The sequence below is a fragment of the Streptomyces canarius genome, assembly GCF_014650735.1.
GTDB lineage: Bacteria > Actinomycetota > Actinomycetes > Streptomycetales > Streptomycetaceae > Streptomyces > Streptomyces olivaceoviridis.
In genome coordinates, this window is record NZ_BMVN01000024.1 from 23049 (window position 1) to 48242 (window position 25194).

28 protein-coding genes and 3 pseudogenes are annotated in these 25194 nt (G+C 69.7%); 14 read left to right on the forward strand and 17 right to left on the reverse strand.

The features are described 5' to 3' along the window. Positions 1 to 81 precede the first annotated feature (81 nt). Positions 82 to 1614, forward strand: coding sequence for a long-chain-fatty-acid--CoA ligase (locus IE294_RS28675; RefSeq protein ID WP_189890846.1), 1533 nt, complete (start codon positions 82 to 84; stop codon positions 1612 to 1614). Positions 1615 to 1737: 123 nt separating this feature from the next. On the opposite strand, the gene IE294_RS28680 is transcribed toward IE294_RS28675, so the two are convergent. Beyond that, on the reverse strand, positions 1738 to 1971 hold the full coding sequence (locus IE294_RS28680; protein WP_268252818.1) for a WhiB family transcriptional regulator: 234 nt from the start codon (positions 1969 to 1971) through the stop codon (positions 1738 to 1740). A gap of 36 nt (positions 1972 to 2007) precedes the next feature. Between IE294_RS28680 and IE294_RS49795 the strand changes: the two are divergent. Further along, positions 2008 to 2124 (forward strand): annotated as a pseudogene (locus tag IE294_RS49795) (NAD(P)H dehydrogenase); the annotation flags it as partial. Between the two features lie 73 nt (positions 2125 to 2197). On the opposite strand, the gene IE294_RS49800 reads toward IE294_RS49795, so the two are convergent. The 3 genes from IE294_RS49800 to IE294_RS28695 form a co-directional block, all read right to left on the reverse strand. Beyond that, on the reverse strand, positions 2198 to 2353 hold the full coding sequence (locus IE294_RS49800; RefSeq protein WP_189890850.1) for a hypothetical protein: 156 nt from the start codon (positions 2351 to 2353) through the stop codon (positions 2198 to 2200). Positions 2354 to 2448: 95 nt separating this feature from the next. Beyond that, complete coding sequence (locus IE294_RS28690) at positions 2449 to 2841, reverse strand: hypothetical protein (RefSeq protein WP_189890852.1); 393 nt, start codon at positions 2839 to 2841, stop codon at positions 2449 to 2451. Between the two features lie 19 nt (positions 2842 to 2860). After that, positions 2861 to 3232, reverse strand: a complete 372-nt coding sequence (locus IE294_RS28695) for a hypothetical protein (protein ID WP_189890854.1) — start codon at positions 3230 to 3232, stop codon at positions 2861 to 2863. A gap of 166 nt (positions 3233 to 3398) precedes the next feature. Between IE294_RS28695 and IE294_RS28700 the strand changes: the two genes are divergently transcribed. Continuing rightward, positions 3399 to 6188, forward strand: coding sequence for an AfsR/SARP family transcriptional regulator (locus IE294_RS28700; protein ID WP_189890856.1), 2790 nt, complete (start codon positions 3399 to 3401; stop codon positions 6186 to 6188). A gap of 141 nt (positions 6189 to 6329) precedes the next feature. Here the strand turns inward: IE294_RS28700 and IE294_RS28705 are convergent, their stop codons facing one another. Beyond that, complete coding sequence (locus IE294_RS28705) at positions 6330 to 6776, reverse strand: hypothetical protein (protein ID WP_189890858.1); 447 nt, start codon at positions 6774 to 6776, stop codon at positions 6330 to 6332. 57 nt (positions 6777 to 6833) lie between these two features. Here IE294_RS28705 and IE294_RS28710 point away from each other — a divergent pair, with 57 nt between their 5' ends. Continuing rightward, positions 6834 to 7271 carry a glutaredoxin domain-containing protein gene (locus tag IE294_RS28710; RefSeq protein WP_189890860.1) on the forward strand — a complete coding sequence of 146 codons (438 nt, stop codon included), beginning with the start codon at positions 6834 to 6836 and terminating at the stop codon, positions 7269 to 7271. 205 nt (positions 7272 to 7476) lie between these two features. Here the strand turns inward: IE294_RS28710 and IE294_RS28715 are convergent, their stop codons facing one another. From IE294_RS28715 to IE294_RS49365, 3 genes and pseudogenes are all read right to left on the reverse strand, one after another. Then, positions 7477 to 8112, reverse strand: a complete 636-nt coding sequence (locus tag IE294_RS28715) for a hypothetical protein (protein ID WP_229917389.1) — start codon at positions 8110 to 8112, stop codon at positions 7477 to 7479. 202 nt (positions 8113 to 8314) lie between these two features. Further along, complete coding sequence (locus IE294_RS28720) at positions 8315 to 8791, reverse strand: hypothetical protein (protein WP_189890864.1); 477 nt, start codon at positions 8789 to 8791, stop codon at positions 8315 to 8317. Continuing rightward, a pseudogene (locus tag IE294_RS49365) lies at positions 8781 to 9850 on the reverse strand (transposase); the annotation flags it as partial. The pseudogene IE294_RS49365 and the gene IE294_RS28720, both read right to left, overlap by 11 nt. A 233-nt stretch (positions 9851 to 10083) precedes the next feature. On the opposite strand from IE294_RS49365, the gene IE294_RS28730 reads away from it, so the two are divergent. Then, on the forward strand, positions 10084 to 11364 hold the full coding sequence (locus IE294_RS28730) for an MFS transporter (protein WP_189890866.1): 1281 nt from the start codon (positions 10084 to 10086) through the stop codon (positions 11362 to 11364). A gap of 322 nt (positions 11365 to 11686) precedes the next feature. On the opposite strand, the pseudogene IE294_RS28735 reads toward IE294_RS28730, so the two are convergent. Then, positions 11687 to 12144 (reverse strand): annotated as a pseudogene (locus tag IE294_RS28735) (nucleotidyltransferase domain-containing protein). Between IE294_RS28735 and IE294_RS47890 the strand changes: the two are divergent. From IE294_RS47890 to IE294_RS28745, 3 genes are read left to right on the forward strand one after another with little or no spacing between them, the layout of a single operon-like run. Further along, positions 12040 to 12330, forward strand: a complete 291-nt coding sequence (locus tag IE294_RS47890) for a hypothetical protein (RefSeq protein ID WP_229917400.1) — start codon at positions 12040 to 12042, stop codon at positions 12328 to 12330. The pseudogene IE294_RS28735 and the gene IE294_RS47890 overlap by 105 nt on opposite strands. A 33-nt stretch (positions 12331 to 12363) precedes the next feature. Next, positions 12364 to 13218 (forward strand): metalloregulator ArsR/SmtB family transcription factor, encoded by an 855-nt coding sequence (locus tag IE294_RS28740; RefSeq protein WP_189890868.1) that lies wholly within the window; start codon positions 12364 to 12366, stop codon positions 13216 to 13218. 1 nt (position 13219) lies between these two features. Then, positions 13220 to 13819 (forward strand): dihydrofolate reductase family protein, encoded by a 600-nt coding sequence (locus IE294_RS28745; protein ID WP_189890870.1) that lies wholly within the window; start codon positions 13220 to 13222, stop codon positions 13817 to 13819. Positions 13820 to 14171: 352 nt separating this feature from the next. Here IE294_RS28745 and IE294_RS28750 read toward each other — a convergent pair whose 3' ends face one another. The 4 genes from IE294_RS28750 to IE294_RS28765 all read right to left on the reverse strand — a co-directional run bounded on the left by IE294_RS28750 (position 14172) and on the right by IE294_RS28765 (position 17882). Next, positions 14172 to 14867, reverse strand: coding sequence for a glycerophosphodiester phosphodiesterase (locus IE294_RS28750; RefSeq protein ID WP_189890871.1), 696 nt, complete (start codon positions 14865 to 14867; stop codon positions 14172 to 14174). A gap of 797 nt (positions 14868 to 15664) precedes the next feature. Beyond that, positions 15665 to 16534 carry a class II glutamine amidotransferase gene (locus IE294_RS28755; protein WP_189890952.1) on the reverse strand — a complete coding sequence of 290 codons (870 nt, stop codon included), beginning with the start codon at positions 16532 to 16534 and terminating at the stop codon, positions 15665 to 15667. Positions 16535 to 16602: 68 nt separating this feature from the next. Beyond that, positions 16603 to 16956 carry a hypothetical protein gene (locus tag IE294_RS28760; protein ID WP_373315858.1) on the reverse strand — a complete coding sequence of 118 codons (354 nt, stop codon included), beginning with the start codon at positions 16954 to 16956 and terminating at the stop codon, positions 16603 to 16605. Positions 16957 to 17030: 74 nt separating this feature from the next. Then, a complete protein-coding gene (locus IE294_RS28765) occupies positions 17031 to 17882 on the reverse strand; it encodes a LysR family transcriptional regulator (RefSeq protein ID WP_229917391.1) in 852 nt (283 codons plus the stop codon). An 81-nt stretch (positions 17883 to 17963) separates the two neighbouring features. Between IE294_RS28765 and IE294_RS28770 the strand changes: the two genes are divergently transcribed. The 3 genes from IE294_RS28770 (at position 17964) to IE294_RS28780 (ending at position 19862) form a co-directional block, all read left to right on the forward strand. Further along, positions 17964 to 18458 carry a cupin domain-containing protein gene (locus tag IE294_RS28770; RefSeq protein ID WP_189890873.1) on the forward strand — a complete coding sequence of 165 codons (495 nt, stop codon included), beginning with the start codon at positions 17964 to 17966 and terminating at the stop codon, positions 18456 to 18458. A 180-nt stretch (positions 18459 to 18638) separates the two neighbouring features. Beyond that, positions 18639 to 18998 carry a DoxX family protein gene (locus IE294_RS28775; RefSeq protein ID WP_189890875.1) on the forward strand — a complete coding sequence of 120 codons (360 nt, stop codon included), beginning with the start codon at positions 18639 to 18641 and terminating at the stop codon, positions 18996 to 18998. A 462-nt stretch (positions 18999 to 19460) separates the two neighbouring features. Next, on the forward strand, positions 19461 to 19862 hold the full coding sequence (locus IE294_RS28780; protein ID WP_189890877.1) for a hypothetical protein: 402 nt from the start codon (positions 19461 to 19463) through the stop codon (positions 19860 to 19862). Positions 19863 to 20107: 245 nt separating this feature from the next. Here the strand turns inward: IE294_RS28780 and IE294_RS28785 are convergent, their stop codons facing one another. After that, positions 20108 to 20299, reverse strand: a complete 192-nt coding sequence (locus IE294_RS28785) for a hypothetical protein (RefSeq protein WP_189890879.1) — start codon at positions 20297 to 20299, stop codon at positions 20108 to 20110. Between the two features lie 339 nt (positions 20300 to 20638). Between IE294_RS28785 and IE294_RS28790 the strand changes: the two genes are divergently transcribed. Next, complete coding sequence (locus IE294_RS28790; protein WP_189890881.1) at positions 20639 to 21865, forward strand: MFS transporter; 1227 nt, start codon at positions 20639 to 20641, stop codon at positions 21863 to 21865. Positions 21866 to 22661: 796 nt separating this feature from the next. Here IE294_RS28790 and IE294_RS28795 read toward each other — a convergent pair. The 3 genes from IE294_RS28795 to IE294_RS49805 form a co-directional block, all read right to left on the reverse strand. Beyond that, positions 22662 to 23492, reverse strand: coding sequence for an alpha/beta fold hydrolase (locus IE294_RS28795; RefSeq protein WP_189890883.1), 831 nt, complete (start codon positions 23490 to 23492; stop codon positions 22662 to 22664). Positions 23493 to 23650: 158 nt separating this feature from the next. Further along, positions 23651 to 23779, reverse strand: coding sequence for a hypothetical protein (locus IE294_RS49105; RefSeq protein WP_268252819.1), 129 nt, complete (start codon positions 23777 to 23779; stop codon positions 23651 to 23653). A 24-nt stretch (positions 23780 to 23803) separates the two neighbouring features. After that, positions 23804 to 24502 (reverse strand): DUF6207 family protein, encoded by a 699-nt coding sequence (locus IE294_RS49805; protein ID WP_373315862.1) that lies wholly within the window; start codon positions 24500 to 24502, stop codon positions 23804 to 23806. Here IE294_RS49805 and IE294_RS28800 point away from each other — a divergent pair. Further along, positions 24476 to 24775, forward strand: a complete 300-nt coding sequence (locus tag IE294_RS28800) for a nucleotidyl transferase family protein (RefSeq protein WP_189890885.1) — start codon at positions 24476 to 24478, stop codon at positions 24773 to 24775. The genes IE294_RS49805 and IE294_RS28800 overlap by 27 nt on opposite strands. 37 nt (positions 24776 to 24812) lie before the next feature. Beyond that, complete coding sequence (locus IE294_RS28805) at positions 24813 to 25061, forward strand: hypothetical protein (RefSeq protein ID WP_189890886.1); 249 nt, start codon at positions 24813 to 24815, stop codon at positions 25059 to 25061. Positions 25062 to 25194 lie beyond the last annotated feature (133 nt).

The window sequence follows — 25194 nt, forward strand, 5'->3', positions numbered from 1 at the left end:
TGACGGTCTGTCGGTAACCGTGACCGACCTGAATCGCTGACGCCCGTTCCCCGTCGACCCGCCGTACCGGAGGATCCCCCGATGCACCCCGAGCCCTCGCACGACCCCGGCACCGTACCGGCCCTGCTGGCCCGCAGCGCCGCCGCGTACCCCGATCGTCCGGCCCTGCGGCTGGACGCCGACGAGCTGACGTTCGCCGAGCTGGACGACCTCAGCTCCCGCGCCGCCGCCCAGCTCCGCGCCCTGGGCACGGCACCCGGGGACCGCGTCGCCGTCCTCCTGCCGAACAGCCCCGTCTTCGCGGTGCTGTACTACGGCATCCTGCGCGCCGGGGCGATCGTCGTCCCCCTCAACCCGTTGCTGAAAGCCGGGGAGATCGAGCACTGCCTCAAGGATGCCGAGGCCGCCCTCCTCTTCTTCTGGCACCAGGGCGCGCAGGAGGCGGTGGAAGGCGCCCGCCGGACCGGCACCCCGCACCTCGTGGTCGAACCGGAAACCTTCCTCGACGGGTTGCGGGCCCATCGTCCGTCGGCGCGCGACGAGCCGCGCTCGCCCACCGACTCAGCCGTCGTCCTCTACACCTCCGGAACCACCGGCAGCCCCAAGGGCGCCGAGCTCACCCACCACAACCTGCGCCGCAACGTCGACGAGGGGGTGCGCGTGCTCCGCCTGGGTCCCGCCGACGTCACCTTCGGCGGACTGCCGCTCTTCCACTCGTTCGGACAGGTCATGGGGCTGAACTGCGCGGTGTCGGTGGGCGCCTGCCTCACCCTGCTGGCGCGCTTCGCACCGGCGGACGCCTTCTCCGTGATCGAACGGGACCGGGTGACCGTCTTCCTGGGCGTCCCGACGATGTACACGCTGATGCTGCGGCTGGCACAGAGCCCCGAGTCCGAGCCGTACGACCTCTCCACCCTGCGTGTCGGCCTGTGCGGCGGCTCCCCGCTGCCCGTGGAGGTGCTGCACGCGTTCGAGAAGACGTTCGCCTGCGCCGTACTGGAGGGGTACGGGCTCTCGGAGTCGTCGCCACTCGCCTGCGTGAACCGCATCGACCGTGAGCGCGTCGCGGGCACGATCGGCATTCCGATCGACGGCGTCGAGATGCGCGTCGTCGACCGCCAGGGCAGGCAACTGCCCGACGGAGAGGTGGGCGAGATCGTCATCCGTGGGCACAACGTCATGCGGGGCTACTGGCACCGGCCGCAGGCGACCGCCGAGACCATACGGGACGGCTGGCTGCACACCGGCGACCTCGGGACCCGGGACGCCCGGGGGGACTTCCGGATCGTGGACCGCATCAAGGACCTCGTCATCCGCGGCGGGTACAACGTCTATCCGCGAGAGGTGGAAGAAGTCCTCTACACCCATCCGGCGGTCGCGGAGGCGGCCGTCATCGGAGTACTCCACGACGTCCACGGCCAGGAGGTCGCCGCCGCCGTGGTGCTGCGCGCCGGGACGTCCGCCACGCCGGACGAGCTGCTCGGCTACGTCCGTGATCGGGTCGCGCCCTTCAAGTACCCGCGCATCGTGTGGATCACCGACTGCCTGCCGAAGGGCCCCACCGGCAAGATACTCAAGCGCGAGATCGTCCGACCCGAGCCGGACCTCGGCTGAGACGCTCGATCGTGCCGCGCCCTGCTCCCACGGGCCAGGACGGGAAGCCGAAGGCCGCTGACCGGCTCTCAACGGCCACACCTGTCGCCTGCGGCATGGGACGAGAGGAAGCGGACGACTGCCTCACCCGCGACTGCGACCGGCCTCGGACAGGCCGCCCCACACGCCGTAGTGCTCGCGCGTCTCCAACGCCATCCGCGCGCACTGCCCCCCAACCGGGCATCCCCCGCACACGCGCCGTGCCCGCTCCTCACGCTCTCGACGGAGGCGACCGCGCTCGCCCGTGGGGGAGTAGGAGACGGAGCTGTCCATGCCGCGACAGGTGGCGAAACGCTGCCAGTCCCACAGGTCGCTCACAGGCTTGAGCCGCCGCGACCAAGGCGGTAAGCCGAAGTGCGCCTGCTGAAGGCCGCCGAGCCGGCGCCGGAAGCCGCCGTGGCCTCCAACGAGGCGTGGACCGCGCACGCAGCCGCCAGCGCCGGCGTCCCCGTCGCCTCGCCGCGTGAACTGGGCACGCTGGAGCAGACCGAACCGCGCGCGGGTGACGAAGCGGTGTCCGACGAACTCGCCTGTCGGGCGGCGGCTACGGCCAGGCCGACGTCGACGCCCGGCTCGCCACGCCCTGGCCGCGCACCTCGGGCACTACCGCGATCCCGCCGCCCGCCAGGCCGCCGCCGGCCTTCTGCCACCGCCCGTTCTCGCCCACGCTGAGCCGCGCGCCGAACTCCGTGCTGGGCATGAGCGCCAGGAACGAACCGCGTGCAACGCGGTCGCGTCCGGTCCTCCGCCACCCCCGTGGACGAAGAACCGGACGCGATCACGCGTGGCGCCGGGTCAGCAGTGCGGTACTTCGGCGGACGGCCTGAAGACGTCCCAGCTGGACCAGCCGGTGACACCGGTGGCGTTGTTGCGGTGGTAGTACCAGCTGATGGTCAGGCTCGGGTTGGCGGCGGGCCCGTCCTGCCAGCAGTAGACGGTCGCTCCCTGCCCCGCGTATCCGAGACCCTTGATCGTGGACGAGCCGTTGGCCTGGGCCCGGATCCGCACCCCGGTTCCCAGGTAGTCGCCCGGAGCGGCGGCGACAGCCCGCGGGGCGGTGCCGGACGCGGCAGGGGCTCCCTCGGCGGCGCCGGCGGCCGACGCGGGCAGCAGCAGGGCGGCCGTGGTGCCGAAGACGGCGAGGGTGGCGGCGTACAGACGGTGACGGCGACGGATGTGTGTGCTCATGACTGCTCCTGCGGCCGGGTCAGCAGGTGCCGACGGCGAGGTACGGGACGACGACGTCGTACCGGCCCCAGCCGGTCACGTGCGTGGTGTTGTCCGTGTGGTAGTACCACTCCTGGCCTGCCACGACGCGGCCGCAGTGGACGGTGACGTCGTGGCTCCCGTAACCGTAACCGACCGTCGTGGAACTGGTGTTGGGCTGGGTGTGGATGCGAGCACCGTCCACCAGGTAGCGGCCCGCCGAGGACTGGGCGCCGAACGCCTCCGCCGGTGCGGCCGTCGAGTGGGCGGCTGGTGCGGTGTGGGCCGTAGCGGTCCCCGCTCCGGCCGTCAGGAGAGCTGCGACGGCGGTGACGCCGAGCAGTCCGCGAAGCAGTATGCCGTGATGAGGCATGATGTGGTCCTTCCCCCTGCGGTACGTGCTGGTCACCCCCCACTGTTCGGCACGCGCCCTGCAAGGAGCTTGATAGTTTCTTGCAGGGGCGCTCAGACCGGTGTCGGGCGGGACAGCCGCGACGGCCGGCCAGGGCCTGGCGAGACCGCGCGGGACGGAGACCGGCATGAACATCGGATTCACCCTTCTCGGCGATGTGACCATCCGCTCCCGCGGGGCCGACGTCGCCCCCGGATCACCGCGCCAGCGCTGCGTCCTGGCGCTGCTCCTCATCGACGCCAACCGACCCGTGTCCGCGCAGACGCTCCTCACACGGGTGTGGGGAGACGATGTCCCGCCACGTGCGATGGCCTCGCTCTACAGCTACGTGTCCCGGCTGCGTGCCCTGCGCTCGGATCCAGGCGACGCGGAGCGGTGGGACATCGTGCGGACGCCCGCGGGGTATGTGCTGCGGACCGACAACTCGGCCGTCGATCTGTTCCGTTTCCGCTCCTTGGTCGAGCAGGCACGGGGCGCGAACGACCCTCGGCAGGCCGAGGCCTCGTACGGCCGGGCGTTGGCGCTCTGGCAGGGCGAGCCGTTGGCCGGGCTGCGCTCTCCCTGGCTCGACGCGTACCGCCTCACGCTGGCGGAGGAACACCAGCGGGCCCGGCTGGACTACTACGAGCTGCTGCTGAACCGAGGTCGGCACGTCGACCTCGTCCAGCCCCTCGCCGCGCTCGCCGCCGAGCAGCCACTCGACGAACAGGTGGCCCACCTGCACATGCTGGCCCTGTACCGGACGGGACAGCCCGCCGCCGCCCTCACCGCCTACGAGCAGTTGCGGAAACGGCTCGTGGAGCGGCTGGGCACCGACCCCGGTCCCCGGTTGCAGGAGCTCCATCAGCGGATCCTCGTCTTCGACGACGCCCTCGCCGCACCTGCGGCCGAAGCACCCGAACCCCGCACACCGCGCCAACTCCCCGCGTCACCCTCGGGGTTCGTCGGCCGGGACGACGCACTGAGGCTCCTCGACGCACGGGAAGGCCGCGCCGACGACACGGCGCCGGACGTCTTTGTGATCGCGGGGATGGCCGGAGTCGGCAAGTCGTGGCTCGCTCTGCGCTGGGCGCACCAGCACGCCGACGCGTTTCCCGACGGCCAGCTCTACGCCCAGCTGAACGGCTTCAGCCCCAGTGTCCGCCCCACCGACCCCGGTGACGTCCTGCACCTGTTCCTGATGGCTCTCGGGGCGGCCGAGAGCGAACTGCCCGCCGACACGGAGGGCCGCGCGGCGCTCTATCGCACGCTGATGGCCCGGCGAAAGATGCTGGTCGTCCTCGACAACGCTCGCGACAGTGCACAGGTCGTGCCGCTTCTGCCGGGAACACCTGGTTGCAGGACGCTTGTGACCAGCAGGAATCGGCTGAGCAGCCTCAAGGTGCGGGCCGGCGCGGACATCGTCGGCCTCGGCGTACTGTCGGCCGCCGAATCGTCGCGGCTCTTAGCCAGCCGGGTGGGACACGACCGCGCCGCTTCCGAGCCGGCCCTGCGCGACATCGTCCGCTGGTGCGCCGGGCTGCCGCTGGCCCTCGACATCGCGGCCGCGCACGCGGACGGTCTACCGGGCGCCTCCCTCGACCAGCTCGCCCAGGACCTGCGCGATCCGAGCGCCCGCCTCGACATACTGGACACCGGTGACGTCTCCGTCAGCCTCCGCGTCCTGTTCGCCGCCTCGCACGCCGCGCTGGACGCGGAACCGGCCCGCGTGTTCGGGCTGTTGGGGCTCCTGCCGCACCAGGACGTGTCCCTGGCCGCGCTGGCCCACTTCATCGAACGTGACCCGACGCGAACCCTGCGCACCCTGCGCGTCCTGGAAGAAGCCTGCCTGGTCCGTCAGCACCGACCGGGCCGCTACCAGATGCACGACCTGATCCGGCTGTACGCCGAGGAGCAGGCGACCGGCCTGACCGCCACGCAACGCGACCGGCACACGCGCCGTCTCGTCGGTTTCTACGTGTGCACGGCCCAAGCGGCGCACCGAGTCCTGGAGCCGCACCGCACGGCACAGGACCCACCCGCACTCGACGATCCGGGGGCCGCCCCCCTCGCCTTCGGTGACGCGCAGGCCGCGCTGGCCTGGTTCGACGCCGAGTACGCCTGCCTTCAGGAGGTCATCGCCGTCACCGAACAGCGGTGCATGAGACTGGAGTTGTGCCGCCTGACCTGGGCACTGCACACATTCCGGTGGCGCCGCGGGCTGTTCGAGGAAAGCATCCGGGCCTGGTACACGGCCCTGGACGCGGCCACCGGCCTGGACGATCCGTCTCTGACGGCCCACACCCGTCAGCGGCTCGGCGTCGCCCTGGCACAGGCGGGGCGCTACGACGAAGCCCTGCCCCACCTCGACGAGGCTCTGGAGCGGTTCCGTGCCGACGGCGGCACCGCGGGCCTCACCCGCACGCACCACTCGCTCGCCGAGGTCCACGTCCGCATCAACGCCTACGAGCGCGCCCTTCCGCACTTCGCGCAGGCGCTGGAGGGATACCGCGCACTCGGGGATCAGGTGGGCGAGTCCAACATCCTGAACGGCACCGGTTGGGCGTTGGCCCGGCTCGGCCGGTACGCGAGCGGCGAGGCGCACTGCCTCCAGGCGCTGCCGTTGCTCCAGGTCCACGAGGACGGCGAGGGGCAGGCCGCGACATGGGACACGCTGGCGTACATCGCGCGGCGCACCGGCCGGACGAGTCGTGCCCTGGACGCGTACCAACAGGCCCTCACCCACTTCCAGGCCATCGGCAACGCCAATCGCGAGGCCGACACGTGGGCCTCCCTCGGGGACATGCACGCCGATGCGGGAGACCACGACGCGGCACGTCAGGCCTGGGCTACGGCGCTGGGCCTGTACCGGAACCAGGGCCGGGCGGCGGAAGCACGCGAGGTGACCGAGCGGTTGGCGGCACGGACCGAGCCCTGACGGGGACGGCCCGGCCGCGGACCGCGATGATCGACCGCCTGGTCGACGACACCCAGGCCCTCACCCTCACCGGAGAGCCCTACCGCACCCGCCGGCGGCGCGGACCGCCGAACAAGGACAAGGGCACCAGACACCGGTGGGTCACAGGGCCCACCAGCAGTACAGTCGCTGGTCGGAAGCCCGAGCGCGCTGAGCCAGTCCGGCCAGGTTCTCCAGAACAGCGGTCGTGTCCTCGATGCCGACCCCCGTCTGCCGGAGTTCATCGGTCATCGACCACGGCTCGGCGAAGCCGGCGAGGTCGTCCCGCGTCGCCGTGGCGAGGGCATCGACCAGGGTGTCCGACAGGCTGACCACGAACGGCGGGCCGTCCTCCGGCTCTGACAGCAGTTGTCCGGACCGCGGGCGTTCACCGGCCTCCTCCCGGGTGCAGCCGGTCATGATGGCTTCGAGCCGGGCGATCGCGACGACCGGATCGATGTTCTTGAGGAAGACCACGTCGAGTTCCGCCTGCCCCGGCCCCCCCGGAGTCTGGAGGACCGCGACGGCAGCTCGGTCGTCAGCGGCGGAGAAGTAGTCGCACAGCGTCATGCCGCCGAGTCTGGCACCCACGGCTGACAGTCCGACTCACCGATAGCCTGCACCATCATGATGCGCGCATGGATTCTGCCGGTACTGCTTGTACTCAGCGGCTCAGCCCTCGCGACAGGGCAGATCTTCAAGGGGAACCCCGGCACAGCCGCAGCACTCCTGCTGGCGTTCCTGGCATTCGCCGGCCTGAACTCGCCCCTGATCTTCCCGAGGTCGATCGGTGCGCGGGAGGCACAACGGCGCAGCGCGGTCGACGGCCGGCCAGTCGTCTTCTGGCGCCCGGGCTGCACGTACTGCGTAAGACTGCGTATCCGGCTGGGTCGCAGCGCCCGCCGCTTGCATTGGGTCGACATCTGGCGTGACCCGGCAGGAGCCGCAATGGTGAGGGCGGCCAACGACGGCAACGAGACCGTGCCGACCGTCCTCGTGGCGGGCCGGCCACACACCAACCCCGATCCCGAATGGGTACGCGAACAGCTCTCCCCTTCGGCGTGATCAGAAACCGATGCTGCCCTGAGGCGTGGTTCTATGCCGTGGAGCACCACAAACACAACCCTGGCGCCGAAGACACACTTTCGATCTACCCTGCGGGACTTCGACGCGGGGCGCCGCACAGGCTTCCCGGCAGGCGAACCGCGCCCCTCGGTGGACAGCCTCCAGGCAGGGCAGCTGATGGCCCCTGTCGCCGGTTGACGCGCGCCTACGACTTCACCGCGTTCACCCACGGGGCCAGGGCCTTGCGGAACGCCGGGAGGCCCGCGGACAGCCACTCCGTCTTCGATTGCGGCTCTCCGGCGACGAAGGACACCTGGGCGAGGCACGTGTAATGGTCGTCCCCCGCCACCGTCGTGGTGCCGACCTTGCGGCCCGTCTTCGCCTCGTACAACGTGACCTCGTACTGACCCTGCCGGAAGTAGCGCACGTAGTCGCCGGCATAGCGGCAGGTCTCCACCAGCTTGCCCTTGCCCTTGTTGACGACGCAGGCAACGAGCTGCGCCTTCGCGGGGTCCGGATGGTACGTGTCATGGGGCGCGGCGGTCGCCGTCTCGCCCGGCGACGGCAGCGGGGCCTCGGTGGCCCGTAAGGGAGTCGGGCTCGTGGTGGCGAGCAGCACGGGGTGCGGCCCCTTGCCCCGGTACGCCGGCTGGGCCGTCAACAGCGTGGTGGGGCCGCCCTTGTAGCAGTACGCCGCCAGGTCGGAGGCGTCCGTCGCGGTGGGGTGTGCCGCGGCTGTGGGGGTGGCGGAGGCCGGGGTGGTCACGGCGGACGGGGACGGATCCGCCTTCGTGCCGTCACCACCACCGCTGCACGCCGACGCCAGAAACGCAATGCCCACGGCCAAGACAGAAACCGTGCCATGGGTCCTTGTCACTGCTGCTCCCTGCGTCCCGATACGTAGACGCGCCTGCCGCGCCGCCGGCTCACCATCCTTGCGGATCAACATCGCCTGGCCAAAGGTACTTTGACGGACCCTCCGGCGGCGTCGCCACGCAGGGTGCCTGCCGGGCATGTCCCTCACGTGATCATCCACGTGATCATCAATCCCATGCGTTGAAGAGCACTCCGCCCAACGTGGTGATGTCGTAGAAGCGAACCTGACGCCACTCGCCCTGGGTGAGAACCGAAGTGTCCACGTCGGAGAGAGGCGTGGCGAGCCGCTCGCTGCTCAGAACCACGAAGCCTGTCTCCGCGAAGGTGTGGGCCCATGGGGGAGCGGAGCGGAACTCCTCTCGGTACCAATCTCGGCGTTCTTGAGCGAAGGCGATCCAGGGGTGGTGGGCGTGACACAGGATTACGCTCTCGCCTGTGTGATCGATGATCGAGGCGACGTGGAAGCTCCGGGGGTACGCCTGCTCCTCCAGCTCGCCCACCTTGCCTCCGGCGATGCGGGCGGCGGCGTGCAGCGCGGTCCGAAACGCTCGCACGTCAGTTTCCGGAAGCGGACCGTCCTTCGGCACGAAGAAGCCTGTCGCACCCCGCGGCAGCGTGAAGGGTGCGCTCCCGTCATTGACCATGCCGCTTATCTTGCTCCATGCGCGGCCCGCGTGGTTGTCGTGGGTGCTGCGGACTGCGGGTGCACGCAATGCGGCGGGGCTTCGTTCCACTTCTGTGGTGGGTTGGGCGGCTGTGTGCCTCGCCGGTGGCGAGGACCCTGCCGGCGCTGTGGCGGGTGAGGTTCCCGATGTCGGCCGCTTCCGAGCCGCGAAGCCGGGGCTTGGTCCAGTCGAGGCTTCTGCTTGAACAGGCGGAAGGTGTGCTCGATGTCGAAGCGGCGAAGGAAGGACTGCAAGCAGCGGTCCACATCTGCCGTGGTGGCGTCGGTGTGAGACCACCCAGCCGGGCCGGCTTGTTGACCCCGCCGCTGGGCAGCTTCTCCACGACCAGCCGGACGACGGTGCCCTCGATGATGGGGAGCGGCCTGTCGCGGCCGTGCCAGGCCGTCCGGCGGGTCAGCCGCGGGTGCAGCCGGTCTCATGCCTTTGCGGTCGCCTTCCCGTGGACCCGGGTGTCCATGGCCGTCACGGCCTGCTCGGCGCCCCAGGTTGCGTAGTCGCCGAAGATGGACTCGCCGCCCTTGGGGTTGGCCAGGTGGAATTCTTTGCTGGTGGGCGTCGGACGCCGCATCAGGCGATCGGAGCGGAGCCGACCGAGGATCTCGACGGGCGGCCCGTCCAGCGGGTAGGCGATGCGCGGGGCGTCGCATCCGGCGTCCAACACGACCAGGACGTCCGGGTCACCCGGCTTCCCCTGGCCGGCGGCGACCAGCCGCTCGACGACCTCACATATCTGCACGGTGGTCACCGCGGCGATGTCGGCGCCGGGCCCCAGGCGGACCGCGTCCAGCACCGCTGTCCAGGACGTGCGGCCACTCTCCAGCGCGGCCACCACCGAGTCGGCGCACGTGTCGGCGTCCGGAAGCAGCCCACGGCGAGACATCCACCGCCAACACCAGCCGACCGTCCGCCGCCCGCGGCAACGGCACCCCGGCGAGGGCCGGCGCAGCCGTGCGACGTCGATCCGGCCTTGATCGAACCCGCCGTACAGAGCCCGTGCCCACGGCGGTGTTCGGGCGCGTGCACAGATCTCTGTGACGGAGCACAGCATCGGACGAAGGCCCCCCTACATGTCCGCTGAAGCGCGAAAACGCTGATCAAGTCCGATCCGCGTTCGACGCTGGTCGTTAAACGACGAGGTAAGTGCCGGTTTCTGATCCCGGCTCTGAGGTGGGTCCGGTGATGGCCTGATCACGGGGCCGTGGGCGGTCGGAGTCACTACGCTGAGCGCCTTCACACCTCGGGAGGCTGGCTTGGTACGGCGGAACACGCTCGGAGAGGACTTCCGGCGGTTATGGGGCGCCTACGCGGTCAGCGCGGCCGGCAGTGCCGTCGGCATGGGGGCGTTGCCGCTGATTGCCCTCCTGGTGCTGGATTCCTCGGCGCTCCAGGTCTCTCTGCTCGCTGCGTTGTCCGCAATGGCCAGTGGGGTGATCGCCCTGCCGCTCGGAGTGCGTATCGAGCACCAGTACAAGCGGCCGGTCATGATCACCGCCGATCTGGCCCGCTGCGCGGTACTGACGAGCATTCCGGTCGCCATGGCCTTCGACAGGCTCACCTTCACCCAACTGTGCGTCGTCGGCGTTCTCCAGACGGCGGCGTCTGTCGCGTTCGACGCGGCGAGCGGCGCACACCTCAAGGCACTTGTCCCGCCTGAGTACCGCCTTCGTGCCAACAGCCTCTTCGAGACCACCAATTGGATCAGCGTCAGCGCCGGCCCACCCGTCGGCGGGCTCCTGATCGGGGCACTGGGCGCGCCCGCCACCACGGTGGTCGACGCACTGTCCTTCCTCGGATCGGCCCTGGGCATCCGTCGCATCCGGCAGCCTGAACCCGCGCCACCGCAACGCGCCGCCGCCTCTCACTTGGGCCGCGACATCACCGCGGGCTGGCAGTACCTCCTACGGCACCCAGGACTGCGCCCGCTGTTCTTCAACGCGCTGCTCTTCGGCGGCTCCGTCATGATGGCATCACCGCTGATGGCCGTCCTCATGCTGGATGACCTCGGCCTGGCACCGTGGCAGTACGGACTCGCCCTGGGACTGCCGTGCCTGGGCGGCGTGCTGGGCTCACGCCTGACCCCGCTGCTCACCCGGCGATTCGGACAGCGTCGCGTTCTGCTGCTGTCCGGAGTCGCGCGCACGCTCTGGACGATCCTGCTGCCCCTGACGCCCTCCGGTGCCCTCGGCGTGTGCGTCATCGTGGCCGCCGACTTCGGCCTGCTCTTCTCCGCCGGGGTCTTCAACCCGTCGTTCACCACGTACCGCATGGCGGCCACACCGGACGCGTTCATGTCCCGCGTCGCCACCTCCTGGTCCGTCGGCTCGAAGACATGCCAGGCCGCCTTCATGATCACCGGTGGCCTCGTCGCCGCCGCAGCCGGGGCACGTGGCGCCCTGCTCATCGCCGGCCTGCTGTGCATGGCGAGCACGCTGCTCCTGCCCTGGCGAAAGGAACGCATCCCCACGGGGAACGTTCCAGTACCCACACCGGAAGCGGCTCCGTCCCCGGCCACGGAAGGTCCCTCCGCGTAGCGGTTCAACCAGCTTGCAGCGATGCGGAGGAACGGCTCCTGAGGACCCTCTGCCGGAGGGGGTGTCGTCGAGTCGCAGCCAGAGCGAGGTGACCCTGCTCATCAGCAGGGCCAGGATGATCCGTAGCGCTCGCGCTCGCGCTCGCGCTCACGCGAGACCTGCTGACCGCTGCGGCGCGAGGACCGGCGTGTGGCCTGGCTCCGGGGCCGGCAGGGAGAGGCGGGGGTCGCGGGGAACGATGCGCGGACGACCCGGTGGTTGCCCCGATCCGCCGCACGAACAGCGTCGCCATCGCCTCCGACGAATCCTTCTCAAGAACTGGTCAGAAGTGGGTGGCGATCCCGAATGTCTGCCGGAGTTGGGCCATGTCGTGACGGTCGTGGTCAGCCGGTTCGTAGCCCTGGTGGAAGTAGACCTGCTGCTCGGGCGACAGACACGGGACGGTGGATCCCAGAATCGTGCCGGTGACGAAACATGAGGCCGGGTAGACGAACGGGTGTTCAGGGTCGGGTGATGCCTGCACCGCGGATCCGTCCGCGGAAAAGATCAGGGGGTGAAGATCGATCTCTCGGTGCCGGGGTCGGTGACGACGAACCGGACGGGGCGCCAGTCGAGGGTCTCGACGAATCCCGCATCCGCGAGAACCGCCACGACAGCCGGTTCCTGGCTCTTGCGATGCATCAGGTCCAGGTCACGGTGGCGACGAGTCTGCTGACCGACCAGGGCATCGATGCCCCAGCCACCGCCGATCCAGATGTCGAGGTCAACGTTCCGCAGCACAGCAAGGATGGACAGTACGTCGTCGGCCGTCATCACCCGCGCAGGCTAGCGCTGATCATCCGGACGGGCGAGCTGATTCCCTGGCGCGCGGGAGGCCGCTTCCGCTTCCTGGCCAGCATGGCTGATGTCTTCGATCCCAGCGCGACCGGCCGTTCGGATTCCTGCGGACGACGAGACATTCCTTGACGCGAATATTCTCTGTCGAGAATACTGTGGGGTGTGGACGCACTCCTCACCGCGCTGGCCGACCCGGCCCGCTGGCGGCTCGTCGGCCTGCTGGCTGAGCGGCCTCGCTCGGTCGGTGTTCTGGCCCAGCTCGCCGGGGCACGCCAGCCGCAGACGACCAAGCACCTACAGACCCTGGAGCGCGCCGGCGTCGTCATCTCCAGGCGCACCGGCCAGCGCCGTATCTACGCCCTGCAACCCACTGCCCTGCGCAAGCTGGCGGCCACGCTCGACCGGCTCGCGGACACCGCGGATCAGGGCGGCGGCCCGGGAGCCGCTCATGACCGCTATGAGCTCAGCCGTGACGCAGAACGGCTCGCCGCACAGCAGCCGGGCTGGGCCGACGGCCGCTCGTTGACCTTCCTGCGGCCCCTGGCAGCGGATCCCGAGCTGGTCTGGCGCCACCTGACCGACACGGCGCTGCTCGCCCGATGGTGGGCTCCTGAGGACCTCCAGGTCTCCGACCTCGTCTTCGAGGCGTGGCCGGGTGGACGGATCGTGCAGGAGTACCGCGATGCCGAGGACACCGACGCGGTCGTCGGACGGGCAGAGGGAGTTGTCGACGACGTGCACCCCCACGAACGCCTCGCCTATCGGCTTTCCCCGCTGCTTCCCGACGGCGGCCGTGCCTTCACCGCCCACGTCGACCTCCACCTGCGGGCAACGCGAACCGGCACGGACCTCGACGTTCACTGGCGGCTCACCGACAGCACCGTCGACTCCGCCGACTTCATCGCAGGCATCGAGATCGGCTACGGCCAGAGCCTGGACAAGCTCACGACGCTCCTCGCCGCGAGCTCGCACGACACCGTCGCTACCGACCGCACACCCCCGGCACCAGGAGCATGACATGACCGAGCAGACCACCGGCCGCCGGGTCGTCACCAACATGGCCCTCTCCCTCGACGGCCGTTACGCCGGCTCCGACCCCCAGGACATGAGCTGGGTCATGCCGTACGCCGTCACCGACGTCGCCCGCGACCACCTGACCAGCCTCTGGCAGCCGGCGACGACGGCCCTGCTCGGACGGGTCAACGCGAAAGGTTTCCTCGGCTTCTGGCCCACCGTCATCGGCACGCAAGGCGCCGACCCCCGGGACGAGGGCTTCGCGAAGTGGCTCGTCGAGACCGACAAGGTGGTGCTCTCCTCCACCCTTCGCCAAGCACCGTGGGAGCGCACGACGATCGTCGACAAGCCGACCGCCCAGGCGGTCACGGACCTCAAGGCGACCGACGGCGGTGACATCCTCGTGCTGTCCAGCGCAAGCGTCATCCAGGCCCTGCTGGCGGCCGACAAGGTCGACAGACTCGCCCTCACGGTCTTCCCCGTCGTCCTCGGCGACGGCCCGCGCCTGTTCCAGGACGGCCTGCCCGCAGGGCAGTGGAGGCTCGTCAGTCAGGCTGCCGGCGAGCACGGCACGCTGGCCCTCGTCTACGACCGGCTCCGCTGAACCCACCCGCCGACTGACCGTTCACGGTGCTCCACCGCACACGTCGCAAAACCCTCACCGCTCCCTGCGCCGCGCGCGGGCCACGAGCAGCCATGAACGAGGACGGGCAGCGTCACGCGACCCAAGGAAGCGAATCAAAGCCACCCACACGGGGGCCGACAGGTACGCGGCCACCACCAGGCGAGGACATCCCCTGGGTCGAACCGGCCGCGGCCTCACGGCCAGGTGCGGGCCCACGCACGCAGCAGGCGGCGCCCGGCCCAGGAGATCGCCTGCCCCGTGTCCCGCCACGGAAGCGATCCCGCCGCGTCCCTGCCCGACCCGCCACTTGACGGCCCAACACCCCCAGAGGTCAGGCCGTGGCCTCGACCAACCGCTTCATGCCAGGCTGGTCGGTCACGCACCCCACCAGACCCAGAGCCCGGGCCAGCTCCAAGTCGCGCTCGCCGTTGACGGTCCAGGCCATCACATCGATACCGGCGGCGCCGCACCTGTCGACGATAGCCCGGTTCAGCTGACGCAACTCCACACTGACCAGAGTGGAACCAACCTGCTGAGCGCGCCCGACGAAGGTGTCACGGTGGGCACTGGCCCCTGCCACCAGCACGGTACGGGCCTGCGGCAGCAGACTGCGGACCTCGCTCAGCGCCGCGTCGTGGAACGACAGCACCGAGACCCGGTCCAGCAGGTCACGGTCGGCGAGCACTTTGGCCAGCGACCGGGCAGCGGCCACGTCCTTGATCTCCGCCTGGATCGGCAACGTCGGCCCGACGGCGTCCAGCACCTCCCCGAACGTGGGGATCCGCTCGCCGAGACCGGCATCAAGTTCCTTGAGCTTCCCCAACTCCTGCCCGGCGATCGGACCGGAGCCGTCCGTCGTACGGTCCAGGGTCTCATCGTGCATGACGACCAACTCGCCGTCCCTGCTCAGATGCAGGTCCAGCTCAATGCCGTCCAGCCCTTCCCGTTCAGCTCGCAGGAAAGAGCGCAAGGTGTTCTCCGGCTCGGCGGCCATGACACCGCGGTGGCCGATGGTGAAGAAAGACACTCGGTTGCCGTCCTTCGGTGTGGTGATCCCGGGCAGCCGCACAAGCGCCGTACCCTCGCCGGGCAGCGGGCGGCCACCCGCCGACACGCCCAAGCCTAACGGGCCCCGTCCAGCCGCACGTTCCCACCCGCCCGGACCACGCCGGAACGCGCCTCACCTGGCGCATGACCGGGCGCACCGTCGACTTCGATGGTGACGTCGGCTGCGTACGGTACGACGGTGTCGCCTCCCCAGCGCGTTGCCCCGCCTTGGCACCACGTGACGAATCCGTGGTTGCGCGATCGCGCGTAGTCCCGCAGTCGGTGACAGCTGGGCCGAACAGCGGCCTGGTGGGGTCAGGACTGGACACAGCGGGAACGTGTGCGCGGTGAAAGGCGGCATCGTTGCTCACGTTCGCGGTCACCGTGGCGAGCGCGTCGAGTTCGCCCTGCTCGCCCGGCTGTTGGCCTCGCGCAGCTTGCTCCGCAAGGCGGCGATCGTCTCGTCGCGCTGGACTTCTCCCGGAGCCCGGAGCCCGGAGCCCGGAGCCCGGAGCCCGGAGCCCGGAGCCCGGAGCCCGGAGCCCGGAGCCCGGAGCCCGGAGCCCGGAGCATAGGAGGCGCGGCTCACGGCCACCGGTTCGACGAGGGTCCGGGCCGCTCCCGGGGTGGTCTGACCTGAGGATCCACCTGGCCGGGGAGGGTAGCCGCCAGCCGTGGAATCCGAGGCTGCCCGCGTCCGTCCGGAGGCGCATCGTGACTGCGGCAGCCGCAGCCCGGTGGCCGGCCAGGCCACTGATGGCTGCGGTGCGGGCACCTTCAGGCAGCCTTCTGGGAGGCGGCGGCGCCGGGGTGCAGGTCGTCGAGGGTGAGCGGGTGCGCCGGAGGATCGGGAAGGACGACCTGGCGGGTGAGGCGGAGATCGGGGCCGACGTGGAGCAACTCGCCGGGCTCCATCTCGCGCCAGTGCGGGTTGTCGTCCATACGCTCGCTGGCGACGACGACGGCGGGGTGCTCGGCAAGGTGTGACGAGTGGATGCGCATGCGACCGTGGGTGCCGCTGTGGTCGAGATGCCGGCTGCCATGCTGGCCGCCCGCCCGGCGTTCGAGGACGTAGAGGTCGTGGGTGTTCGGGTAGCGCAGGGCCCACAGTTCCTCGGGGGTGATGAGGATCAGGTTGACGGCGTAGACGGGCAGGTTGTCGGCGATCCAGTGGGCGGCGTGCCGGATGCCCTCGGTGACGTCACCGCCGTGCCGTCGGGTCTCCCGGGTGATCAGGGCGAAGAACCGCTCGGAGTCGGTGTCGCCTTTCACAAGTGACCGGTCCTCGCCCAGGTGGTCGTCGAGCTCGTCCAGGCCCTCGATGACGCCGTTGTGGGCGAAGAGCCGCCCGTCCTGCTCGAAAGGATGGGTGTTGCGGACGTCCAGGCTTCCGGTGGAGGCGAAGCGCACGTGGGCGATGAAGGTTGCCGACTCAACCTCGCGGGCCTCCTCGGCGAAGGCGCGGTCGCGGTAGGCGGCGATGGGCGCCTTGTCGATCCGCGGGGTGCCGTCGGCGGTGAAGTAGCCGAGACCGGTACCGTCGGGATCGCGGTGGCTCTGCCGACTGAGGCTGTCGGGGGCGTCCAGGAGCCAGAAGGTGGCGCGGGTACGGCGCGGGGCGCTGCTGAGACCGAAAAGACGGCACACGGCATTCCTCCAGAGGGGTCGGCCGGCCCTTCCTGGCTCGTGCCGGGCCGGCGGTTCGTGCTCTGTCGTCAGTGGCGGTCGGCGCGCGCCATGGACGATGCCACCGGCCTCGTCACCCCGGTGAGGGATGTGCACGCACCGGTAGTCGAGTTCCGCGGTCTGCGGATCCGATCCCCATCCTTGTTGATCATGTTCTTCTCGGCGCACTCGGCCATCAGTCGCCCGGCCCTCAGGTCCGCCGCCAGGTTCGGCCGGGCGGTGCCGTCGAGAGCCAGCCCGTCGTGCACGACCTGATAGGCGGTGCCCGGTTCCCGCTCCCCGTACGGCAGCGCGCACCTGGGCACTCGTACAGGCTCACGGCTGGGCACCGGGTTGATCTCCAGGTCGCGGCTCTCACCGGGGCCGTCGTGCTGCATCGTCATACATACTCGTTCTTTCTGTTGGGTTTGTCTGTTTCTGATGAGGCACGAGTTGCGGCAGCACCGGTTGCCGGTGGTCAGTGACGGTACGCGCTGGTCGCGGTCTCGATGAAGGACCGGATCAGCGGGTTGGTGTCACCCTCGTTCCACACCGCCACCACTCGGCTCGGCGGCATGTCGATCAGCGGCACCACGGTCAGCTCCGCGGGCAGGTCGTGTCCGAGCGGGGCCAGGCCGACCGTGCCGTTCCACAGCACGGCGTGCAGGCATTCCTGGACGGCGCGCACCTCTGGGCCCTCGCGCGGTCTGCCCCCGTTCCAGTACGACTGCCAGATGGGGTCGGTGCCCTGCGGGAGCTGGAACCAGCGGCGGTCGCTCAGTTCCGCCAGCCGCAGCCCGTCGCGGCGGGCCAGCGGATCGTCGGCGCGCAGGACAACGCCGACCGGATCGGCCCGCAGTGCACGCACCGCCAGGGCGGTCTCGTCGAACGGCGCCCGGGTGAGGGCGACGTCGACCAGTCCGGCGCGCAGCCCGCAGGTGGGGTCGGTCAGATCGGTGTCGCGGACGCGGATGTCGATCGCGGGATGGTGTCGGCGGTAGGCGGCGGCCAGCCTGGCCACTCCCGGGTCGGTGCCGTCGCCCAGGATGCCGATGGTGATGGTCGCGGCGCCGGCCGCCGCGCTCACGCGTACCCGGACGCGGTCGGCATGGTCGAGCAGGGCCCGCGCCTCGTCGAGCAGCACCGTGCCCGCCGCAGTGAGCGTGACGCCGGCAGGCGAGCGGGTGAAGAGCAGGGCCCCGACATCGGCCTCCAACTGCCTGATCGCCCGGCTCAGTGGCGGCTGGCTCATGTGCAGCCGGGTGGCGGCCCGGCCGAAGTGGAGTTCCTCGGCGACCGCCACGAAGTAGCGCAAGGTCCGTAGCTCCACCCTGCAACGATACCCACGAGGTATCGGCGCCGCGGGACAGGTCTTGGACACGGGCGGGCCCCCGGCGGTGAACTCGTGAGCATGACCGATGAAGCGAAGACCGGCGAGCCGCAGACCCAACCCGCTGTATCGGTGGTGGCTTCCGGCGATGGCGAAGTGATCGTTCTGGGTACCACGCGCATGCGGATTCTGGAGGACGGCAGCCACACCGGGCACCGCCTCGCGATCGCCGAGTCCGTCCTCGCCCCGCACACCCAGGGACCGCCGCAGCACCGCCACGCCCGACACGACGAGGGCTTCTACGTCCTGTCCGGCACCGTGCGGTTCACCGTCGGGGACGAGGACTACGACGCCACCACGGGCACACTGGTGATGGTTCCGCCGGATACCCCGCACACCTTCGCCAACCTGACCGACCAACCCGCCCGCATGCTCAGCACGTTCACCCCCGACCTGTACGTGCAGTACTTCCGGGACCTCCAGGAAGCACTCGCCGACGGCCGGCCGCTGACACCACAGGCCAACATCGACGCGATGAGCCGCTACGCGACGGAGCCCGCCACCGACCTCGCCTGAAGCCGACGGCACAGCCCGGCCCGGCCCCGGCCACCCTCCTTTCCACGGCAGGGCGGTGGCGCTGCCGCTTCTTCGGCCTCCGGGTCGCTCCAAACGACGGACCCGGCCTTCACCAGGGCTCTACCGGCAATCGACACACTCGACGGGCCCCCGTCAACCGGTGGCCCATGAACGGGAACCATGAACATCGCCTATTGGACCGTCGCGGGACTGCTCGCCATCTTCTACGTCTACGCAGGCACGCTGAAGGTGATCCGCAGCCGCGATCAACTCCGCCCGATGATGGCCTGGGTCGACCGCGTACCCTTGCCTGCCGTCAGGGCACTGGGGGCGGTCGAGATACTCGGCGCGGCCGGCCTGGTTCTGCCGCCACTGACCGGCATCGCTCCCTTGCTCGCGCCGGCCGCGGCCATCGGCTTCGTACTCCTACAGACCGGCGCGATCACCGTCCACTTGATGGGCGAAGACCGCCGGATCACACTCAACGCCGGACTCACCGTTACCGCGGCTGTAACCCTCTGGCTGGCCACCCGGCTGTGATCGAGTACGGTCCTCGGCCGATGGATGCGCTCACAGAGCCGCTTGGTCGGTAGCACGGGCGGTACGTGCGTCGCCCTCCAAATACCCGATGACCGTCGGGCCGTCCTGGGGGAACCGGAGGGCGGCCAGACAGCGGGTCGCTGCCCGCCTCCGCCCGGTCGGCTCCGATCTCGTCGACGAACGGGCTCGGGGAGCGCGCGACCACGTGCGGTAGCCGGGAGTAAACGCTTCCCTTGCGGTCTGGGGTGGGCAGCGGCGACGTCGCGCTCCAGCCGGAGAGGGACCACGTGCCCCGGCGTTGCCGACCGTCGGGTTTCGGGGCGGGGCCGGCCCGGTGAAAGGCCAGGTCATGCGGCTGCTGTGACGGAAGTGGTTGCTGTGATCAGGTGGCTCGGAGTGGCGAGAGTGGCGTCCCGGCGCCAGCCTGGGAGGGTCCATTGAGCGACAGGACGGGAGACACACATGACCTCCGTACTGCGTCACCACTGCCTTCGTGCGCTCGGTGCCGGTGTTCTCTCCGTGGCGCTGCTTTCCGGCGGGACGACCGGTGCCCTGGCCGCGAGCCCGTCTCCCAGCAGCATGGCCTCGATCACCGTGAAGGCCGACAAGACCGAGGTGAAGGCCGGGGACAAGGTGACGTTCACCGGCCGTACCAAGGGTCTGGAGGTCGGTTCCCCGCTCGTACTTCAGCACGAGAAGTCCGGCAGGTGGATCCCGCTCAGGGCGACCGCCAAGGTCAAGAAGGGCAACTCGTACGCCTTGATCGCCAAGCTCAACACCAAGGGCGCCGAGCATCTGCGGATCGCGGGCGTGAGCGGGTCCGAGAAGGTCTACTCGCCCACCGTGGCGGTCAAGGTGAAGTGAGCCCCCACGCCGGCAGACACTCGACCGCCTCGCATCCCTGGTGGATGCGAGGCGGCATGGAATTCATCGTGTTGGGTGTTGGCCATCACCCAGTGGATCATCGCCTGGGATCGCTGCGGCAGGGCTGCGGCAGGGCTTCGTAGTCCCGTGCCAGACGGCAGTGCTGTCTCAGCCGGCCGGAGGTGCGCACGATCACCCACCGCTTCGGAAACGGCTCGAACCCTTCCCCGTGGCCGAGTGCCACTTCACCATCGACGCCCAGCCGAGCGCCGTGGTTGAAGATGCCCTTCGATCTTCTTGCCCGCGTCGATGCCCTGGCAGACCTCGGCGACCCCCGGCGACGCGGCGACGACACGGGATTCTGCGCCATCTGCTGTAGGCAGCGTCTGGACAACAGCAGTAACCGGCGGGCTGTGCGCCTCCGGCAACTGATCCATGCTCCACCGCCGCTCCACACGGCAGGCATCGCAGCCTGAGCGTCCCCGGGGCCCAGCAGGCGAATTCGTACCAGGGGTCGACCAGACAGGACCGGCCGACGCCGAGCACCATATCGGCACGGAGTACGCATGAACTGCGCGGCCTCAGACCTTCGACGAATGGCCCTTTTCATCAAACCCATGTCGTGCATCGACAGTAGGGACGCCCATCAGCACCCATCAGCAGATTTGCGACGACACCCTTCCAGACAGCGCTGACGTCGCAAATCTGCCAGCTCATGCCCCGCTCCGCCTGCTGAACTGATCGCGCGACAGCACGCACATCACAGGACGGATTTCATGGCTGCATCCACCACCGCCACCGCGCACGATCCTGGCGGGACCGACTTATCGCACCGCTCCCCGGTGAGCGGATGGCTGGCCGTCGTGGCGGTGATGCTGGGCATCTTCTCCATCGTCACCACAGAAATCCTCCCTATCGGACTTCTGACCAAGGTCGGTGCCAGCTTCACCATCTCCGACGGCATGGCCGGACTGATGATGACCATGCCCGGCTTCCTCGCCGCGATTGCCGCCCCCGTCGTCACCGTAGCGACCGCGCGGATCGACCGCCGCCTGATGCTGTGCGCCTTCATGGTCCTGCTCGCCGCAGCGAACTTCCTGGCAGCCGCAGCCCCCGACTACTGGCTGGTCCTGGTCTCCCGCATCATCGTCGGCATCGTCATCGGCGGTTTCTGGTCCATCGGCGCCTCACTGGCCGAACGCCTGGTACCCGCGGAATCCGTCGGCCGAGCAACAGCGGTGATCTTCTCCGCAGTCCCCTTGGGTTCCGTACTCGGCGTGCCGGCCGGCACACTCATTGGCGACCTGGCCGGATGGCGTACCGCGTTCATCGCCATGGGCGGCCTCACCGTCGGCGTACTGATCTTGCTTTTGATCGTCACACCGCCACTGCCACCTCATCAGACCACCCGCCTGGGCGTCCTACGCGGCATGTTCAACAGCGTCGCCACCCGATGCGCATTGGTCCTGACCGTTCTGGTCGTGCTGGCGCACTTCGGCACGTACACCTACGTCACCTCGTTCCTTGAGCAGGTCACCGACGTCAGCTCCGGGCTCATCACCGTCTTCCTGCTCACCTACGGAGCAGCGGGTGTTCTCGGCAACTTCCTGGGCGGGTCCCTGGTCGCACGCCACCCTCGTGCCACCTTCGGCACCGCCGCCGGCATGATTGCCGGCGCCACTTCGCTCCTGCCCGTTCTGGGCCACTGGAAAGTCGGAGCGATCGTCCTCCTCATCGTCTGGGGCATGGCGTACGGGGCGGTCCCTGTCTGCTCACAGACATGGTTCGCCAAGGCGAGCCCCGACACCCCCGAAGCAGCTTCCGTCATGTTCACCGCGTCCTTCCAGGCCACGATCTCCCTCGGCGCTCTGACCGGTGGAGTCGTCGTCGACGCCGGCTCACCCTCGACGGTCATGACCCTGGGCGGCATGACAGCCGCCCTCGCGGTCATCGCTGTATGGGCCCACTACGCTCGACGCCTGACATGGCCGGACAACGCCTGACCGGCTCGGCCTCCCTGATGACCTGGCACGCCCGGACCTTGCCGCACGGCAGACGGTCCGGGCGGCCGATTGCCCCACGTCCGGCTGCGCCCCGCCGACCGAGAACGCCGACTGGAGGAATCTCCCATAACAGGTGCGGCAGAACGCGGACGACGAACAGGGGGTCGAGAGTGCTGTGCGGGCGGCCAGGTTCTTCCCCTCAGAGGCCTCAAGTCGTCGAAGTACGTCCGCTGTTCTGACTGACGACTCCTTCAACACGCTGACTTGCCAAGGAGGAGGAAGGGACGGGGTGGAGGCGGTCGTCTGCCGCCCCCCGGGGGGGGGGGCCTCGTCAGCCGACTGGAGCTGTCGTAGCCGAACGCGCCGAGCTAGATCGCCCCGGAGCGGCGACCCCCACCCTGAGGCGGGCCCCGCTCGAAGCCGGCGGGGACGTGTCGATGCGGGAGGAGGGGCCCTGCCCCGGCAGCATGGTGCACCTGGGTTGTCCCCGACCGGTCGGCGACCGGCATGCGGGCTGCCAGGACAGTGCAGGACGCTGCTTCAGGCGGGCCGCTTGCGGCCGTGGCCTCGGTCGGAACTGTGACGTCAGCGGGGGAGGGCGAGGAAGTACGCGGCCGCGCATGCGCGGCCGCGGGGCGTGCGTCGTCAGCCGACGGAGGTGGTCTCAAGGGCTCGCCGAGGGTCGGTACGGTCCGGTACCGCCTCGGTGATCACCGAGGGGACGAGCCGTCCTTCAGGCTCGTGCTGGGGCGCCACCTGCGAGGATCCGGCTGCCGTGGCGTGGGGCCGTCCGGTCTCAGCTCTCCACGAAGGCGAGGATGTCGGCGTTGAGGACCTCGGGGTGCGTCGACAGCATTCCGTGGGGGTAACCCTCGTAGCTCTTGAGCGTGCCGTTCCTGAGGAGTTCGGCGGACTTCGGGCCCGAGTCAGCGTACGGTACGACCTGGTCGTCCGTCCCGTGCATCACGAGGACGGGGACGTCGATCTTCTTGAGGTCCTCGGTGAAGTCGGTTTCCGAGAAGGCCTTGATGCACTCGTAGTGCGCGTTCGCCGCGCCCATCATGCCCTGCCACCACCACCGGTCGATCAGTCCCTGGGACACCTGGGCCCCGGGCCGGTTGAAGCCGTAGAAGGGCCCGGCGGGGACATCGATGAAGAACTGGGCCCGGTTGGCGGCGAGGGCCGCGCGGAACCCGTCGAAGACCTCGATCGGGGTGCCCTCGGGGTTGCTGTCCTTCTTCACCATGACCGGGGGTACGGCCGCGACGAGTACCGCCTTGGAGACACGGCCGGGCTTGGCCTGTGCCACGTAGCGCGTGACCTCGCCGCCGCCGGTGGAGTGCCCGACGTGCACGGCCCCCTGGAGGTCCAGGGCGTCGGTCAGTACGTTGACGTCGGCGACGTAGGTGTCCATGTCGTGGCCGGTCGAGGGCTGGCTGGAGCGGCCGTGGCCGCGGCGGTCATGGGCGATGACCCGGTAGCCCTTGGAGAGGAAGAACAGCAACTGGGCGTCCCAGTCGTCGGAGCTGAGCGGCCAGCCGTGGTGGAAGACGATCGGCTGGGCGTCCCGGGGGCCCCAGTCCTTGTAGAAGATGACGGTGCCGTCCGGCGTGGTGACTGTACTCATTACTGATTCCCCTGCTGTGTCGGATGTTCAGTTGTGCGTTGTGTGAGTCGGGCTGCGCCCGGGTGAACGCGGTACGGCGGCCGACCCCTGCCTACGCGCGAGCATCTTCTCGGACCAGACCGCATCTGGCCGTCATGCCACCCGGGCCGCGCTCGGTTTCACTTGGTTGCTTCGGCCGCTTGGAGGATGATGCCCACGACGTCGTCGGGGCGAGAGAGCCTGACCATGTGCGAGGAGCCGGTCTCCACGAAGTCGATGGAGGCACGGCGGTAGCCGAACCACTGCACATCGGTCCATGCGGGCTGCGTCTTCTAGGCCGTGGCGGACGCCTCTCGGCGAACGCCGGACCCGCCGGCGTGCCCCGCGACGACCGGTGCCCAGCACGGCCGAAGCCCGTCCCTCCTTGCCCTCGGCCGGCGCGACCAGAGGGAACCCCCCCGTCCTTGGCAGTGATCAGCACGTCGTAGCGCTCGGCCATGCCCGGCAGCAGCGCATCCGTCTTCGTGTGCTCGATGGGATGACCCGGTAGCCCTTATGCGGATGGCCCCAGGGAGAAGACCACCCGGCCGCCTGTGAGGGCTCAAAGAGCGGGAGAACACCGTCACCGGGCGGTCAGCGGCGGAGCTGTTCCAGCGGGCGACCGAACAGAACGTGCCCGGCCGGCCGAGGATGAGCCGGGTGGAGCTCATCGGCGCACTCGCCCGCAGCGGTCGCCACGGCAAGAAGACCGCGGCACCAACCACTGCTGGCCGTGCCTGGCGGTGTACCAGACGCCCCGGCGTAGCCACGGGTCCAGCTCCTCGCGCACGTCCGGGTAGCAGTCGTACACCGGCCTCGCCGGGAGCCCGGGGCATGGTGTTCGCGGTCGCGGTCGCGGTGGCCCACCGCCCGGCGAGCAACTCCTGGACCGAGAATGCCGTCCGGTCGTCACAGGCCGCGACCTCGACGACGGCCAGGCTCGGCTCCGCGCGGCGGCAACTGGCTTGAGCAACGTCACCGTTGACTCCCACACCGGCGGCCTGCTGGTCGACTACTGCCGCCGAGTCGGGATTGACGTCGTCATTCGCGGGGTCCGCGGCGTTCGCGACCTCGACTACGAAATGCCGATGGCCCGCATGAACCACGAGCTGGCCGGAGTCGAAACGTTCTTCATCGCTGCCGACCCCGCTCTGGCCCACGTCTCCTCCACCCTCGTGACCGCGATGAGTCAGCAGGACCGTGTCCCTCATGATGATGCGAGCAAGGCTCTTCCAGCGGGTGGGGGCGGCAGCGAGGGTTCCTGAGACCTGTTCTGCGTGATGGGGCGGTTCGCTCAGCCAGGTGACGTGCCCGTGCCTTACGGCCGATCGTGAGGCCCTGTCGGTCGGGCCAAGATCGGCCGACAACGGCAACCAGTCCACGGTGGAGGTCAGCTACCTGCTCGACGGCACTGACGGTGGGTGTCTCTACGGCAACGGCTACGACCATACGGTGGTCAACAACTACTTCGACGGACTTTCGGGCCGGGCCCTCATCGACAGCGGCACCACCCGCTTCCACCACCCGCGGCCACTCTGGCGAAACGACTGAGGACAGGACTCCGAGGGACGTTCCGGCTGTCGGCGGGCAGCCCTGCGATCAGGCGGTGGGCCTGTTCCTGGACGACGACATCGACGGCCACTCGCGCGGCAGCACCCGTGGCCGCACCAGGTGCTCGCCCACC

Coding starts and splice junctions, on each gene's coding strand:
- IE294_RS28675 (WP_189890846.1), top strand. CDS start 82: ATGCACCCCGAGCCCTCGCACGACCCCGGCACCGTACCGGCCCTGCTG.
- IE294_RS49800 (WP_189890850.1), bottom strand. CDS start 2,353: ATGCCCAGCACGGAGTTCGGCGCGCGGCTCAGCGTGGGCGAGAACGGG.
- IE294_RS28690 (WP_189890852.1), bottom strand. CDS start 2,841: ATGAGCACACACATCCGTCGCCGTCACCGTCTGTACGCCGCCACCCTC.
- IE294_RS28695 (WP_189890854.1), bottom strand. CDS start 3,232: ATGCCTCATCACGGCATACTGCTTCGCGGACTGCTCGGCGTCACCGCC.
- IE294_RS28700 (WP_189890856.1), top strand. CDS start 3,399: ATGAACATCGGATTCACCCTTCTCGGCGATGTGACCATCCGCTCCCGC.
- IE294_RS28705 (WP_189890858.1), bottom strand. CDS start 6,776: ATGACGCTGTGCGACTACTTCTCCGCCGCTGACGACCGAGCTGCCGTC.
- IE294_RS28710 (WP_189890860.1), top strand. CDS start 6,834: ATGATGCGCGCATGGATTCTGCCGGTACTGCTTGTACTCAGCGGCTCA.
- IE294_RS28720 (WP_189890864.1), bottom strand. CDS start 8,791: ATGGTCAATGACGGGAGCGCACCCTTCACGCTGCCGCGGGGTGCGACA.
- IE294_RS47890 (WP_229917400.1), top strand. CDS start 12,040: ATGCATCAGGTCCAGGTCACGGTGGCGACGAGTCTGCTGACCGACCAG.
- IE294_RS28745 (WP_189890870.1), top strand. CDS start 13,220: ATGACCGAGCAGACCACCGGCCGCCGGGTCGTCACCAACATGGCCCTC.
- IE294_RS28760 (WP_373315858.1), bottom strand. CDS start 16,956: ATGACGATGCAGCACGACGGCCCCGGTGAGAGCCGCGACCTGGAGATC.
- IE294_RS28770 (WP_189890873.1), top strand. CDS start 17,964: ATGACCGATGAAGCGAAGACCGGCGAGCCGCAGACCCAACCCGCTGTA.
- IE294_RS28775 (WP_189890875.1), top strand. CDS start 18,639: ATGAACATCGCCTATTGGACCGTCGCGGGACTGCTCGCCATCTTCTAC.
- IE294_RS28780 (WP_189890877.1), top strand. CDS start 19,461: ATGACCTCCGTACTGCGTCACCACTGCCTTCGTGCGCTCGGTGCCGGT.
- IE294_RS28785 (WP_189890879.1), bottom strand. CDS start 20,299: ATGGATCAGTTGCCGGAGGCGCACAGCCCGCCGGTTACTGCTGTTGTC.
- IE294_RS28790 (WP_189890881.1), top strand. CDS start 20,639: ATGGCTGCATCCACCACCGCCACCGCGCACGATCCTGGCGGGACCGAC.
- IE294_RS28795 (WP_189890883.1), bottom strand. CDS start 23,492: ATGAGTACAGTCACCACGCCGGACGGCACCGTCATCTTCTACAAGGAC.